8 protein-coding genes are annotated in these 15,851 nt (G+C 38.6%); all 8 read left to right on the forward strand.

The genetic code is table 11. From position 1 onward, the window contains the following. The first annotated feature begins 1 nt into the window (after position 1). Complete coding sequence (locus tag BMX56_RS11380) at positions 2–193, forward strand: hypothetical protein (RefSeq protein WP_090646609.1); 192 nt, start codon at positions 2–4, stop codon at positions 191–193. Continuing rightward, positions 190–642: a macro domain-containing protein gene (locus tag BMX56_RS11385; RefSeq protein ID WP_090646613.1), complete on the forward strand. Its 453-nt coding sequence runs from the start codon at positions 190–192 to the stop codon at positions 640–642. The genes BMX56_RS11380 and BMX56_RS11385 overlap by 4 nt, the downstream gene beginning before the upstream one ends. Positions 643–1,003: 361 nt before the next feature. Then, positions 1,004–5,347, forward strand: a complete 4,344-nt coding sequence (locus BMX56_RS11390; RefSeq protein ID WP_090646617.1) for a caspase family protein — start codon at positions 1,004–1,006, stop codon at positions 5,345–5,347. A 462-nt stretch (positions 5,348–5,809) separates the two neighbouring features. Then, positions 5,810–7,618, forward strand: a complete 1,809-nt coding sequence (locus tag BMX56_RS11395; protein ID WP_090646620.1) for a DUF262 domain-containing protein — start codon at positions 5,810–5,812, stop codon at positions 7,616–7,618. Further along, positions 7,615–9,762 carry a DUF262 domain-containing protein gene (locus tag BMX56_RS11400; protein ID WP_090646624.1) on the forward strand — a complete coding sequence of 716 codons (2,148 nt, stop codon included), beginning with the start codon at positions 7,615–7,617 and terminating at the stop codon, positions 9,760–9,762. The genes BMX56_RS11395 and BMX56_RS11400 overlap by 4 nt, the downstream gene beginning before the upstream one ends. Before the next feature lie 52 nt (positions 9,763–9,814). Further along, positions 9,815–12,175 carry a hypothetical protein gene (locus BMX56_RS11405; protein ID WP_090646628.1) on the forward strand — a complete coding sequence of 787 codons (2,361 nt, stop codon included), beginning with the start codon at positions 9,815–9,817 and terminating at the stop codon, positions 12,173–12,175. Positions 12,176–12,887: 712 nt separating this feature from the next. After that, the gene (locus BMX56_RS11410; RefSeq protein ID WP_090646632.1) at positions 12,888–14,111 is read left to right on the forward strand and encodes an FAD-dependent oxidoreductase; all 1,224 of its coding nucleotides are present in this window, start codon (positions 12,888–12,890) and stop codon (positions 14,109–14,111) included. Positions 14,112–14,135: 24 nt separating this feature from the next. Then, a complete protein-coding gene (locus BMX56_RS11415) occupies positions 14,136–15,779 on the forward strand; it encodes a helix-turn-helix domain-containing protein (protein WP_090646637.1) in 1,644 nt (547 codons plus the stop codon). Positions 15,780–15,851: the final 72 nt, after the last annotated feature.

Raw genomic sequence — 15,851 nt, forward strand, 5'->3', positions numbered from 1 at the left:
AATGGAAATTATAGACATGAACGGCAAGGTCATACAAGTGACCGACCTGAAACTGTCTCTTTTACAGGCTGATGATTACCGGCACTACCGCCACACTGATCCTGCTTTTGCAGCAAAAGATGAAGTGTTGGCAACTTATTGGAGTGATATTTATCAAAAGCTATTATTATTGGAGCTACAAACCGCACAATGATACATTTTACACAGGGTAATTTATTGAAAAGTAATGCCAGGGCTTTGGTCAATACGGTAAATACCGTGGGTGTTATGGGAAAGGGGATAGCCCTCCAATTCAAGAATACTTTTCCGCTGAATTATAAATTGTACCAGGATGCCTGTAAGAATGGCAAGCTGACAACAGGCCAGTTGTTGGTGGTTCACGAAAACGACCTCCTGCGTGGTGAAAAGATCATTATAAACTTCCCTACCAAACAGCACTGGAAGCAGCCATCAACCTATGAATACATTGAATCGGGTTTAGTCGCCCTTCAAATATACCTGATCGAAAACCCTGTTGAAAGTTTGGCCATGCCCGCTTTGGGTTGTGGTAATGGCGGGCTGGACTGGGAAGTAGTTAAACCTATGATCGTGGAATACCTTTCTGATATTGACACGGAGTTTTTTGTTTATGAGCCGCTTTAAGGTGTTTAAATTGCTCGGCGGCCACGGCATAGCCGTGGCCCTTTCGCCGTCTGTTTACTTTGATTTTTGAGGGCTGATAATCAGCCGGCGCTTTTTGGGAGTGTGATATGAACTCGATAAATTAGATAGTCATCATTTCATGACGGGTGCGAAAGCGGGAAATTTATTAATTTGCGATTTATAATTAGTAAGTAGATTAATAAACCATTAAGTCACCCAAGCTCTTCAAGGCTTCTTGCCGAACGAAAATTCTTAATTCAATTGCAAGATTTATTACTGCAGTTAATACATAGTTCAATTTACCAATCTCATAAACCTAAACTTTATTTCCTATTTTTAAAGATCCAAAGTGACGGAAAAGATGATCAGAGACAGTTATTACCTGGGAATAGGAATTGATGAATACCCAGGTGATAAGCGGTTAAACAACGCAGTAGGCGATGTTACGCGTATTCGGCGTTTGTTAGAAGACAAATACGGATTTAAGTCTCTACGTGATCCTCTATTGAACGGAGATGCCACTCGAGATAATATCTTAAACGAGCTAAATAATCTTTGCAATTTTATTGGCAAAAATGACAATGTGATCGTCTACTTTGCGGGTCATGGCAATAAGGCCCCTACAAGTGAGGCCGGCTATTGGGAACCAATCGACTTTGATCCTCATAAAATATCAACGCGGATTGACAATTCTTCAGTACTGGATTTACTGGAGGGCATAGATGCACAGCATATTCTTTTAATTTCAGATTCCTGCTTTTCAGGTACTTTTTTAACCCGTGACCGATCCGGGACTTCAGAAACCGATCATGATTATCTGGATAGCCTCAAGTCTGGATGGATTTTAGTTTCCGGTGGCTTGGAAAACGTCGGCGACGGAGTCTCGGGGAAGGGGAGTACATTTAATCAAACCATTTGCCGTGTCCTTCAAAGAAACTCAAAGCCAAGCATGGCTTCTGGTGACCTGTTTGAAGAGGTCATCAGGATAATGAAGGAAAGCACATTTCAAAGTCCCGGGGCTGCTCCGATCAAGAGAGACAGTATCCATCAGGGAGGGCAAATGATATTTTTTCAAAATTCTGATGAATCAGAAGATGTGCCTGATTTTCCAATACCGGAGGTTGTAATTCAAAATGCCTATTTACCCAGAACACTGACGAACTATTCGGATAAGCGACCGGTACTAAGTTTTTTTTATGAGCCTGAAGTGGGAAATGTTATTTTGGATGACCTGATTAATACTCAAAAAAGGATCGTAATATTAGGCGGGGCTGGCTCAGGAAAATCGATCGAAATGAGTAAAGCAATGGAAAGGGTCAAGGCTTCAGATAAAGGATTAGTTCCATTGTTTAGGAGGCTTAACAATTATACTGATGGTGACCTCGACCAGTACTTACCCGCAGCGTGGAAACAGGTTCCCGTTGAGAGGCTGGTCATCTTACTGGACGGACTTGATGAAATACAACCTCAATTTGTAAACACAGCGCTTAGAAAAATAAGTGATTTTGGCGAAAGATATCCGGATATCACTATTGTCATCAGTTCACGGACCAATTTTTACGAGTTGCCTTCAAAATCTTTTTCGGGTACACTGAGCGGATACCTGGTTTACTTATTGAATGATATTAATCTTCATGCTATCAAAAATTACGTTCAGGCAATGGGGCTGGATGGTGAAAGATTTGTTAAAGAAGTTCAGGATCATAACTACCTTGATCTGGTCCAAAAGCCATACTTTCTGAATATACTTTTTAATTACTTTCATAAAAACAATGACCTGAATGTCCGGCGATCTGATGTTTTAAACGATGCGCTCGACCATTACTTCGAGGCTAACCGGGAGCAATATAAAAACGCAGATATGCCCCTGCCAAACGAGGCGCTTGTTCCACTTGCTGAGCGGATAGCATTTGTAATGGAGTTATTGGGAAAAAACTTCATTACCGACGATGAAATTAGTAGGATTATTACACAAGAAAAAGAGTACCGTTCCCTTCGTTATCTGCCGGCTTTCAAATATGACCAGGAAACGGAACAATGGTACTTCGAACATAATAATATTCAGGAGTACCTGGCCTCAAGAATATTGAAAAAACAGAATTTCGACAAAATGGTCGATTTGTTAACACTAACTTCTTCTGGTATTTCTAAAATTAAGCCGACTTGGGTAAACACGCTGTCCTTCATGATCAGTATTGGCCAGGATGAAGAAATAAAAGGAATATTAGATTGGCTCATTAAAAATGAACCAGAAATTTTAGTACGATTCGAGCCGGACAGGCTTCCACAAACGACCCGTATTGCGATCTTTAAACAAATATTTGAATATTATCGAAGCCTTCAGATATGGCTCAGCTCCAATAAGTTTTCTGATAAGGAACTTGCGCGCTTTGGTCAGTCTGAGGAAACATTGAATTATTTATTAGCAATATTGACTGACGACGATTCAACCAGATTCGATGTGCTCAATACAGCCCATGTTCTCCGAAGAATCGAAATATCAAAATTCAAAGGATATCAGAAATCTATCCGTGGTTTAATTTTGGGGCTACTCGAAAGGAAAGACCTTAATGAAAGTGACCAATACAGCCTCATCGGTTCACTAGCTGATCTTGGGTTCGCCGATGATGATACAATAGGGTATCTGATTTCAAAATATGCTAACCGGGAAAACCAATATTTAAGGGCCGGGCTTTATAAGATTATCCGAAGATCTGAGAATCTGGATAAATATGCCGATGTTTTTATTACGGGACTTCGTTTTAATCATTTTAACTATCAAAGTAAAGATCGTGACACGGTTACCTTGATGGATGAACTGTCACAGCTAAAGGCTGCGGTGAAACAATTCAATAAACCCGGGTCAATAAGAAAATTGCTTGAAGCGGTTACTGTCGACATTAATTCTGTACATCAATTCTTTGCTGAATTCAAAGAGGAAATGCAGACCATATTGGAACACATTTTTGTTGCATACGAGCAGGATTCATCCCTGTTTTCGCTTATTGCAACATTTTTCGCGCGTCATGCTACGGAGCAGCGAAGCCAGTTAGTTCCAACACTGCTGGAAATGATCGATGCACATGGAATAAGGTGGGAAACTCTGCAATTTGTGTTAAATGGCAAAGGGCTTCGTGAATATGAGATATCTTCCGCAGCTGCGGCATTAATCAATGAACAGACGATTGAACAGTTGATCACCCAATATAAAAAGGGCACAATCGAAAGTTTACAGTTGCAGCAAATATTTAATAATTTCAAATGGCGGCAGACCGACTGGCCCGATTACGATGAGCGATTGTCACTCTTTAAAAAATCACTTCAAGGGGCAACTGATATCATATTCCCTCAGGAACCAGAAGTTGACAGAGCCGCACTGTTCAAAAAAAATGCTCAGAGAGAGTTCGATTTGCTATTCAATCCGGATAACATAAAAGCCGAAGTCAAAGCAGTTTTTAAGTATTTGGAAAAAGACACCGTAACTTATGACGACCTTCATCGCTATAAAAACGGGGAGTATGTTGATATCAGAGATAAATTCAGTAGTATTTCCGCTGAACTTTTTCGAAATTTTACTTATGGCAATGCTTCCATATCTCAAGCAACTATTTTAGAATGGATTGATGAAAGTTCTCAATTTGAGAATTTTAGGATCGATGCCATCAAATCGAGGCTTTTAGCGCTGCCGGAACTTGAAATCAATAAAGAGCAGTTATCTTATATTCAGAGTTGGGTGCAGCGAAATGAAGATACTAATATTTATACGTGGTATTTTATCAGGAGGTTTAAGTTTACACTTCCAGAAGAAAGGTATCTGGAATTTACCCGGTATTTTAGTCCCTCAGAGGAACGAGATTTACAGCAAGGCGGTTTTATTGAACTGTTAACCGGTTTTGTTTCTAAAAATAAACTTGAAGATAAAGTACGTTCAAATCTTAAAAGTGGCGACTTGGATTTTGTTGTCTGGACTGCTAACGCAGGATATGCGTTGAGAAATGATCTCACAGATACTTTTAATGGCATACTGGATTTTATCGAAACAACAAGCCAAAGCTGGCACAGCTATAGAGATCTTCTTAAATTTTGGTTTGAAAAGACAGGCGATATTGACAGGTTGATAAAAATAATTAAGGAGACTGAAAACCAATCGTTGAAAGAGGACTCGATTCGTTTACTACTGGATTCGGAAAAAGCTGATGGATTTCTCATTTCTTATTTCCAGGAACTATTGAGTAAACAGGAAATTTCTGAACCGGAGAAATTGACAGGGGCGAATTACCTGATCAAACTTGGGATATTAGATGGTTTTGAATTTATAGCAGATGCCTTTCTCAAAGCTCCTTCCCCTGATTTTGATTTTAGGGAAAATTTTCGGAATATATCCAAGATCATTGATCCCGCATCGCTGGATACTCTTATGAAATTGTTATTCTTTGCAAAAAAAACTGAGTATAAAAACGATGTCTTTAATGATCTTGAGTCTTTAATATTAGAAACCCTGTTTAACATCGGCATTCAATCGAAAGAACATTTCAAAGCGGTCAAAGATCATCTTCAGCAATTCATTTCAAGTTATAAAAATGAAATCCCTCATATCAATTTCCTGGAATTTACAATTACCAGGATTGAAGATCAGCTGAACGTTAAGTTATCACGGGAATTTGGCTTGGAAGATGCTGTAAAATTGTTGAATTCGTTAAATTAGAATAGTTGCCAAGTTTGACGGATTAATTTCAGCACAGTAATTTTTATGTTGATAGAAGATTTAATCAGCACCTAAGTCATTTTGTTTATTGTCGTGTAGGATATACTCATCCAAATTTTTAGGTTGTTTGCTCTCTTTTACCAAGTTCTTACTCTGATGCTACCCAGAATTAATTTGTAATTGATTTATGTCTCGGTGAAAATCGATTCCTAACTTATTGAAACATCGGATAAGGCGTTTATGGAAAAATACAAATCTTCGGTAGTGGGCTAGGAATTAACATTTGTCAATAACGTAACAGTCATGGCGGAGTGGGTTAAAAATATGACAATATATTTTACGGAAACATAAGAATCAAAAAATAACTGTAAATATTGGCACATATTTATATCTTAGTCAGGTCAGAATAGTTTGCCATTTTCAATCGCTCCTAAACAATCACACCTAAACAATTACTACTGCATGGCAGAACTTGTATTTAGTATCAACAATATTTTTAATGCTGAAAACAGTGACGGCTGTCTTGAACAACACAGCGCCGATCGTTATCACATACCAGCTTATCAGCGCGGCTATAAATGGGGATCTCTTCACGAAACCGATCCCGTGCGCATGCTACTTAAAGACCTCTATGAAGCTTTTGAGGCCGCAAAAAAAAATCCGGATAAAGAATATTATCTCCAATACATTACGGTAAAACGGTCTGCAAATTACGTTCACCTTGAGGTTATCGATGGTCAACAAAGACTCACTACGTTATCCATTCTGTTATCTGTGCTTAGTCGGAAAGTAAAAGGAACGGTAAATATTGCGATCAATAAACTGGACTATGCGATCAGGGAAAATTTTTTTGTGCGCCATATTTATCCGGCTAATGCTTTAACGGTATTACTCAATACAAATTGGGATAAGGACAAGGGTATTGTTTTGTCGGAAGAGGACCAAGGTATCGCAAAACATAGGTTATATAATAATCAGGATGTATTCTATATAACGGAAGCCGCTAAAGCGATGGATAATTTCATGTCCGTGCAAATGCAGGAGGAGGAACTACCTAATTTCTACCATTTCGTCCTTAACAACGTTTTCCTGATTGTCAATGCTGTAGAACCATATGTGTCAAGCGAACAGGTTTTCAGTAACCTGAACAGCAATAAAGTTCCACTTACGGAGCCCGAATTGATAAAAGCATTAATACTAACAAAAGCGGCAAGAGAAAAAGATAATAGGCACCAGAGCAGGCATTTTAAGGAGATTCTGGAGTTGCGTGCATCAATGGGAAGGACATGGGATGAAATTTCAAGATGGGTAAATAACAAGGCTGTCAAAAGCTTTTATTTTGAGGAGACTGATGGAATGAAGGGCCTACTTAGTCTTGTAGCTGTGAAAATGGGCTATCATCCCGATAAAGTAGATCAGGGCAGTCACCACCCCTTGTTTAACTATTTTCACAAGCAGTCAAATATCTCAGGGATATTTGATAAGCTCAAGAAATATTATCAGATCCTGAAAGATTGGTATGAAAATGATAAAAAATATAACCTGTTGGGGTTCGTACTTTTTGCAAAGGGCAGCAGCCATAGAAAGAATAAAACCAATCTCATCGCCAATTTGCTGGATAGAGACCAATTCAGTTTTTCTGAAAAATTAACATCAATAAGAAATGAACTAATAACGGTCGATTTTGACAAACTATTGTATGATGGCACGTCCCCAAATGATGAAATTCACAGGCTCCTCCTTGCAATAAATGTTTTTAATACGGACGCCAGCAAAATAACTCGATTTGATTTTTTCGCCTTCAAGCGTTCCGGCTGGACGCTTGAACATATCTTCTCACAGCGGCCAGAAGGAAAAGGCAAGATACTGACAGCCGACGATAAGACATGTATTATAAATATCTTGGGGGCTTCAATGACGGAAAAAATTCAAAAAACTCTCGACAAAAAAACAAGAACGGATGCTGAAAAGGAAATCTATTACGAAGCATTGCAAAAACATAATCTCATAAACAGTATCGGAAATATGACGCTGCTGACCGGTGAAGATAATAGTTCAAACGGCAACGGTCAGTTCGATGCAAAACGAAGCAATATCCTGGAATTGGTTCGCGGCGGGAGTTTTGTGCCAAAACATACTTTTGAGGTGTTCAGTAAGCTTATCCTGCCTAATCCAGGAGATCTCAGAAACTGGGGGAGAACCAATATCGATGAGCACGCGGATCATATCAAAAAAACAATTGACAAGCTAAAACAGAACATCTACGCATGAAGCCCGGGAAATACTCGCTAAAAGAATTATTTAAAGACCGAAATGTAGAGCGGATACTTATTCCTGAAATTCAGCGCGACTACGTATGGGGTAATGATCAGGTTAATGGCCTGCTTGGCTCTATCATTGATGAATATCGGAAATTTAGGAAAGCAGATTATCACATAGAGGTGTTGACAGAGGATCAGCAATTGCAACATGCTTTCTATGATTATTATAAAAAACAGAAGCACGTTGCCAATATTGGCTTTATATATGCATATGATGATCCTCATTATATCGGCAACTATTTTTTGATTGACGGGCAGCAACGTTTAACGACAACGTATCTGTTATTACTTGCACTTTCTATCCTTTCCGGCAGAACGGAAGAATTTAAAAAGGTTTATTTTTCGGGTAAAAAATTAAAATTAGATTATAAAGTACGTGAGTCAGCACACGATTTTTTCACGAGTTTTGTTGAATTTGCTTTGGAAGGAAAGAATGTTGAACTTACTAAAAGGCAAAATTGGTATCTTGATGATTATGAAAATGACACCACGATCAGCGCTATTTACAATAACTATTTAACCATTTTTCGGTATATTCAGGTGTCAACGGCGTCTGAGCTTTTTGATTATGTTCAGGATTATGTGGAGTTCTGGTATTTTGATACAAATATCAGCGAACAGGGTGAGGAACTTTATATCTATATGAATGCCCGCGGCGAACAGATGCAAAGTAACGAAAACCTGAAAGCCAATCTTTTGGCAAAAATAAAAGATGACAATCAGAAAGACGAGGCAGGGAAAACATGGGAAGACTGGCAGGATTACTTTTGGATAGGCCGGGGCGAGAATGAAAATGCTGATAAAGGTTTTAATGAATTTTTGAATGCCATTGCAGGTTTTGAAAATTACAAGTTAACTCGTGCTAAACTCACTATTTCTAAATCTAAGTTTGACGAAGGGGGGATAAAAACAGCTACTTTAGTGGAATACCTTGATCTAACTATTATAGCTGAATATTTTTCAGCCTTTACAAATGTGATAGAAATAGCGGAGCAATGCAAGCTGGATTATGACTATCATGCCTGGGTTGAGAATTTTAAGCAAGACTGGTGGGACCTTATTAATAATAATAAGACCAATTGGTTCGCAGATCTTGATGATTCCAATCGCGGGCAGGAGCATAGCCGCATGGTATATTTCTGGTCCATTATCTATTATTTCAAAGATAAAAATCCGGATAAAATGGAGGCAATCCGCCTGCTTCGATTGTATTTTGTCAGGTACTACAATTATGATAGGCAGGTTAAAAACATTATATCAAGAATTGATTTTTATAACCAACATCGTGTATTAAGCGATAATTTAAACACAAATTCTAACGACGAAGTACTTAAACACCAATTTTATGCCACGCTAACCGAACAGGAAACCAAAAAGTACGAGGCACTTATTTGGCAGATCGAAGATCATCCCTTCAATCTTGAAGGGGAAGGTTTGGAGGCTGTTAATGTTTCCCATTTGGTAGATTTCTCTGCCAAACCTTCAAAAGAACATCTGCAGCTTATCATACAGCGGTTTTACAGACTTTTTCCAGAAAATCACCAAGATCAGGAAAATTCCAGGTTCAATAAGTTGAGAACGGTACTATTGTTTTACGGTCCATATTGGCACCGGGTTAGTCCATGGTATTATGAAAATTATGACTGTTCTAATTGGCACCGCATTATAAGGGATCATGATGCAAAAGATAGTCAGCCCTTCAAACACTTCTTCTCAGCTTTTCTAAGCTCTTCTTTAGATGAAATTTATGAAGAGTGCTTGCGAAAATTTCTATTAGAACATTATGATGAAGTTAATGACGCAGAAGGTGTTCTTCCCGAGATGGCATTGGCTGACCGCCTTATTGTATATTCGCTATTAATGCCGAACCTTTGGGAAAAAGGGGGCAGTATTGCTGTTTATGACCCTCTTACCAAACCGCGGTTGTTTGAAAATGAATTGAATAAAGTTTATAATACCAGAGGCAATTTTAAGGGGGGATCAAATTATGTTGACATATGGGACAAATGTCGCGGACTTCATAAATCTAAAGTCAATATTATTGGCATCCTTAAGGGGATGTTGCCTGAATTGCCAGGAAAACTAACTGCATAGCCTGCCGCTAACATCAATAACTTAACCTTTTTTTCGACAATTCAGAAAACACATGAGCAGCATTCACGCGGTAACCTTAAAGAGTATAGCAAAGAGTATCTACGAAGATTGGAGTTTGGATGATTGGCTTCAATGGCCACCCGATGCATTTGCTTTATTCGGTACCATTATTAACAAGACCGGACTTTATAAGTTGTGCCTGCTTGATCCAGATTGGTGGAACACAGATGATTGGCACGATGTGATTGACGATCTTAGCAATTTGTGGGTGAAATCGGCAAGCAACCTTTTATTAGGTAAGAAGGATTATACAGCCCTAAAAGATAAAGAACCATTTAAAGCTCATTTTATAGAGATACAAAAAGACTGGGATAGAAAAAAGGCATTCGATATTAATCACTTCCGTGTATTAAGCAATCTTTATAAGGCAAATCCAACGCAAGAGCAGGAGGATGCTAAAAAACTCGCCAAGGCGCTTTTATACGTTTATATCGTCGCCGATGTGAGCTGCGCCGGACTGGGCTTTTTGGGCCAGCCACTGGATAAAGATGATTTTTCACATCGGATTTTTATGTCCGTGGCTAATTTACTCCTTAATAATACAGGATCGTTAAGTACGATCAATAAATTTCATGGGCTTGTTCTACCCAAGATGCGTACACCTCAATCTGGAATGGTTTCCAGGTCACTCACGCACCATTTAACCTTTCATACAACAGAGGTAGAAGTGATATGGCGTACTTTTCCCAAGTTGGAGGAAGGTAACCAAAGTTTAAATATTCTCGCGGTACCGTATCCATACCATATCGATCCGACAGATTTTGAAATTGTTCCTGACAACCACCAGTATGTCCGATATTTTAGAGGCAACATCCTTGGCAAAGGGAACGACGATATCTTTCTTTCACGATTAGTGAAGAAGGTGGTACAATATGCCAAAGAACAAAATGATATCGATATTCTTGTACTTCCTGAGACAGCCTTGTCAGAGAAGCAGTATCAAAATATGCTGGAAAAATTTGTAAAGGCCTTCGAAGAGGAGAAAAAATGTAAGCGGTTACCGATTATAGTTGTGGGTATTATGAAGAAGAATTCTAAGACTACCGGATACCCAGGTGTAGATGAAACTTTCCATAATGAGGCCCGTATGGGGGCCTTTTTTGCGGGGACATGGTATACGACAACTCAACGTAAACACCATAGGTGGCAGCTGAACACAAGCCAGATCGAACAGTATCAGCTGGAAAGTCATTTGGACGTTAATCGCCTTTGGTTTGAATATAGTTCAATAGCGCAGAGACGGTTAACTATTTTGGCTCCCAACGGCTGGTTGGCCATGACGACGTTAATTTGTGAGGATCTGGCAAGGCAGGAACCAGTTAGCGAAGTTATTCAAGGAATTGGGCCAACATTGCTGATGGCGTTACTAAGCGACGGACCTCAGTTGCCGAATCGGTGGTCAGCGCGGTATGCCAATATTTTAGCTGATGACCCGGGCACAGCTGTATTGTCACTTACCTCTTCAGGTATGGCAAATAGGTCGGTGATTCCGCCTGATGCTGTAGTTACCGATACAGGATTGGTGGTCGGCCTTTGGAAAGACGTGATAGGTGGTCTTACCAAACTTCCTCTCGAAGAGACCAATCATGCGCTTTTCTTTACTGTTTCGTCGACATTTAAGAATGAGTATACCCTCGATGGGCGCTCAGATGGTGGATTTGCTTCTGTATTTCAGCTTGACAAGGCTTCTATAAGACAAGTTGCTTTTGATGAATATGCAAGTGCCCCCCTGGATACTATTGATCTCAATTCTGATCTCGGATCGCATGAAGACGATTGGTATAATATTCGTGAACTTTCAGCTCTACAATTCGCCGTTGATGGTTTATTGGATATTTGGGGAGATAACCCCAAGTTAGATAAGGCAAAGTATAATTCCAATCCGCTTAAGGATAAGAAAGAATCGGCGGAATTAATTTTGACTTTATTAAAGGGGGAAGATCCTGCAAAAACCCCCTCACGTAAGTTTCGCGAGCGGATTATCTTAAATATCACTGAAGCCTGGAAAGATCCGGCTCTATTAGGTATCGGGGCGTCGGCTGGAATCGATTCACTAACAAAAATGGGACCGGCCATAAAAATTCTTGAAAAGATCATCGCCATTGATATTGACAAGCCTTTTAACGATGCCGCATCGCTGTACATTAACCTAGTCAATAGGTGTAAAGAAATGCTAAATGATCAGAAAAGGAATTTAACGGGGGACCAGACGCTGATGAGTATTTTGTATAATTTATATAATCGGGTTTCCAATTGGCAGACCTCTAGAGACGATGGCTTTGAGATATCAGGGTTGACTGAATCTTTGGCAAAGGGGATAAAGCAGGAGATTAATGATATTATACTCCTGTAAACAATTCAATCCGCCCTATTTGAAAGGGTGTTTAAGAAAACACTCACTGTCACAGGCAAATTGTATTACGTTCCCCTTAAAAAAATGGTAGATAGTTCCGCAGAACTTCTAAAAACTCACTATTTTGACGGAAGGAGATTATTTTTACAATATCTAAGCTACTTCAGCTGCCCAAACCTATGCGCTACGCATCGTTTATTTGGGCTACATTCCCATATTCGCATTGCTATATTATTTTCAGTGTATGGAGGCGGTATTATTCTGAAAAATGCTGGTGATACCCCCATTAAAAGGAGTCATTGTTAAATTAATAGAAGCACGAGTGGCGCAACCGGTATACATTTCAGATGTAAGTCTTATTAATCCCTATATAAACCTATAAAAGCTAACCCTTCGTTTATAAAAGAATACAAGGGAGAAATATAAAGATTAAGGAACAGTTTCCAATTCGATAGTGCGTCACGTTGTCATCATTCTATTTTACAATGAGATACACAGTTTTGATAGCCATTTTTTGTCGTTTGTAAAAAATAAACCTTAATCCGTGGTAATTGTTACCAAGTGGCATAAGCATCTTTTTGGTTTTATATTTTTTCAACCCAGCGCATCTTTTAAAATAATCAATCAAGCAGGTATTAAGTGAAATTAAATTTGCTTAATAATTACTTAATTGATTATATTTGGTTATGTAGAAATTTAAAGTATTTGAGCCATGAAAAAAGTTGACGCAATTGTTATCGGTGGGGGCATCGCTTCCTGGGTTTTAGCTCTCAGGTTATCAAAACTAAAGGGTTTGAAAAGAATTCTTATTATAACCTCGGATCATTTTCATAACGCATCGATAAACAATCAATCCTGGCTGCAAAGTGGTTGTCTTTATAATTTTGATATAAAAAAAGAACGGGAAGTCGCTAGGCTTTGCATCGAACATGGCAAAAAACTATTGGATATAACTAACCGTCGATTTGAATTTGAATCCGGTACTGGGATCATGGCAGTTAAAAATGAAGAAGAAGCTGCCAAAAGAATTCAATTCTTAAAAGAGATTGGCCATATGAAGTATCCCGACTTTATGTTAAAACCGGAAGAGGTTCATAATTTGTTAGGGGAATTTTCGAAGTCAAAAAATTTCAATGATGAAACTAGGTTTATATGGACTCCAGACCAGCCTTTTCCAGAGGGTGAATTATTAAGAAACTGTGAGGAGGCTTTCCTGTCTTCAAGTGTTCACAGGGAAAGAATCGTGGCTGATGCTGCCCTATACCCAAGTAATAAAACTAAAAATGGCTACGTAGTTCGGGCTAATGGTGTTGATTATGATACCAAGAAACTTTTTGTAATTGCAGGCATCAATACACCAAATTTATTGATGCCATTAGGGATTGATGGGCTTATTGATGTAACAGCAAGGCGTTGTGTTTTACTAAAAGCGGATATCCGGACTGATTTAAAGGTAGCTATCTACATGGATAAGGTAAATAATACCAATATTAATATAGTTAAGAACAAAAACGGCGACAACGTTTATTTATTTGGAGACGGGCTTTATACGGAGGTTGAAGATATTAATAACATTGAACTTAAGCGACAGGTCACTGACGAAGAAGTACAAAGGTTTATCAGCAACTACTGTGATGAAAACAAATACCCGCAGTTAGAACGCAAGTTGTCGCCATTTTTTAAGGATATAAGAAATTTCAACGTTTGCTATAAAGTTGAGAACCAATCTTACCTACCTTGGATCTATAATATGGGTGAACTAACAGAAAATACCTATAAAAACTTGCACGTAGCTGGCGCCGGTAAAGCCACTCTTGCATTTTATGTTGCTGAAAAGCTAATTTATAATGCCGGTTTAGATTCAACGAAGTATTCGGGCGAAGAGAACGCAATCATAAAGGACCTAAGCCTTATCGCTCACTGGTCCGAATGCTAATTAAACAATTAAATTTATGGAATTATGAAACAAAATCATTTTGGCGAGGCCTTAAGCGACCTTATTGACAAGACGGGCGTATTTAATCGCGATCAGTGGGCGAACTATCTAGTAGTTTCGCCTTCTGCCATTTCGCAGTGGACGAATGGCAAGACGATTCCCAGGGCGGATTACCTTCAAACAATACTGCAGCACCTTGAGTGTGTTGATACAGAGGAGGTAAGGGAAATTGTTACATCATTTTATAAAATTGCGGATAAACCACTTAAGGAAATCATGCCGTTAAATCTGGCTGAACGCGTAAAAGGCTCAAGAACCATGTCTGATTACATTGCAGCTGGTTACATGTTTCCTCTGCAAATGGAAATAAACAGTTTGCCCGGACCATTAAAAAAGGATTTTATTTATTTATGCACCAGTTTTTGCAGGCATGTTCAATCATTCAGTGAAAAAAACAAAGACGATAACGACATTCTAACGATAAAAAGCGCTTTGAAAAAAATAGAAAAAAATAAAATTTCGACGATTCTCCAGGATACGATTGAAGAAAATATTTACAGAACCAGTAAAGTGGAGTATCCTGAAACAAGCATGCTCCCGATGCATATAAAAGAACATACTGTCGATGTGAAATATCATAATCAATACTGTCTCGAAAGTCTGAATAAGATAGATACCATTGAAAACAAGTGCAACTACCGTTGTGAAGTTTTGCTTTGGAATTTTAACAAGGAACAAAATCAGAATTCACGCATTAATGAGATTGTTGCAGAGGAAATAATATTTTTTAAAATTAAAGGTAAATTGAGATGGCAATTTAGCGAGGATGAAACTTATGACCTGATTGAAAATAATCTACTCTGGCTGAAAAAACCGAACCTTCGCACCGGTGACCGGTGGGCTGGTTTTTCAAACTCTAAGATGTTTGTTGAAGAGGACGGTTACGGCATTGCTTTAATTTATAATGAGAATGGCATTAATTTAAATAAAATAAAGAATTTCAATTCACCCTTGCGGGTAATTAAAGATCTTTTGATACCAGACTTTGTCCCACGTAGAATTTTAGACAATCACCGGGCAAGAGTCAGATGGTCCTGCAATCCAATTCCGATTTCTAAGGAAGATTTGTTTAAGACATTTTATCCCAAGAAAAATAAAAAGCATGAGGTGTTTAACAATAGTCTATATCATCAAAAACAGGAAGTTTACCTGAAAGATATGTTCAAAGACTGGGCGGACGTAAAAGAATCGATGTTTTTCTTGAAACTCGTTAGATTTGAAAATAATGAAAAGAACAGGAATGACCTAAAATTAGTCCGGCACTATGGCACGGAGATCATTATTCCATTATCTGGAAGCTTTAAGATTCTAATGACAGAGATAAGAGAAGATGATTCAATCGATACGGAATACCCGGTTTCTTCTTTAAATCCCTCCGAGATAAAAGAAATGTCCATACTTGGACTTGACGAAGATATCATTCCAAGTGTGATCATTTTTAACAGTGAGACGCCGCACACTTATATGGGCACGAAAGAAGGGGCCATTTGTCTTTTAATAACATCGATCCGACACGTGGTCAGTAAAAGTATCGACAATGATAATAATTTACTTGAGCGGCCGGTAGCAAATCCGATGAATACTCGTATTCTTGAAGAGTACGCATAGTTTATTTTGCTATCAGTTGATCACCTATTTTTAATCTGTGAGGTCGATGACTTCAAAAATCACAATCAGGCC

The organism is Mucilaginibacter sp. OK283, assembly GCF_900110415.1.
Classification (GTDB): domain Bacteria; phylum Bacteroidota; class Bacteroidia; order Sphingobacteriales; family Sphingobacteriaceae; genus Mucilaginibacter.

Excerpts from the sequence above, each read along its gene's own strand:
- BMX56_RS11385 (WP_090646613.1), top strand. The coding sequence starts at position 190 with ATGATACATTTTACACAGGGTAATTTATTGAAAAGTAATGCCAGGGCT.
- BMX56_RS11380 (WP_090646609.1), top strand. The coding sequence starts at position 2 with ATGGAAATTATAGACATGAACGGCAAGGTCATACAAGTGACCGACCTG.
- BMX56_RS11405 (WP_090646628.1), top strand. The coding sequence starts at position 9,815 with ATGAGCAGCATTCACGCGGTAACCTTAAAGAGTATAGCAAAGAGTATC.
- BMX56_RS11415 (WP_090646637.1), top strand. The coding sequence starts at position 14,136 with ATGAAACAAAATCATTTTGGCGAGGCCTTAAGCGACCTTATTGACAAG.
- BMX56_RS11390 (WP_090646617.1), top strand. The coding sequence starts at position 1,004 with ATGATCAGAGACAGTTATTACCTGGGAATAGGAATTGATGAATACCCA.
- BMX56_RS11395 (WP_090646620.1), top strand. The coding sequence starts at position 5,810 with ATGGCAGAACTTGTATTTAGTATCAACAATATTTTTAATGCTGAAAAC.
- BMX56_RS11410 (WP_090646632.1), top strand. The coding sequence starts at position 12,888 with ATGAAAAAAGTTGACGCAATTGTTATCGGTGGGGGCATCGCTTCCTGG.
- BMX56_RS11400 (WP_090646624.1), top strand. The coding sequence starts at position 7,615 with ATGAAGCCCGGGAAATACTCGCTAAAAGAATTATTTAAAGACCGAAAT.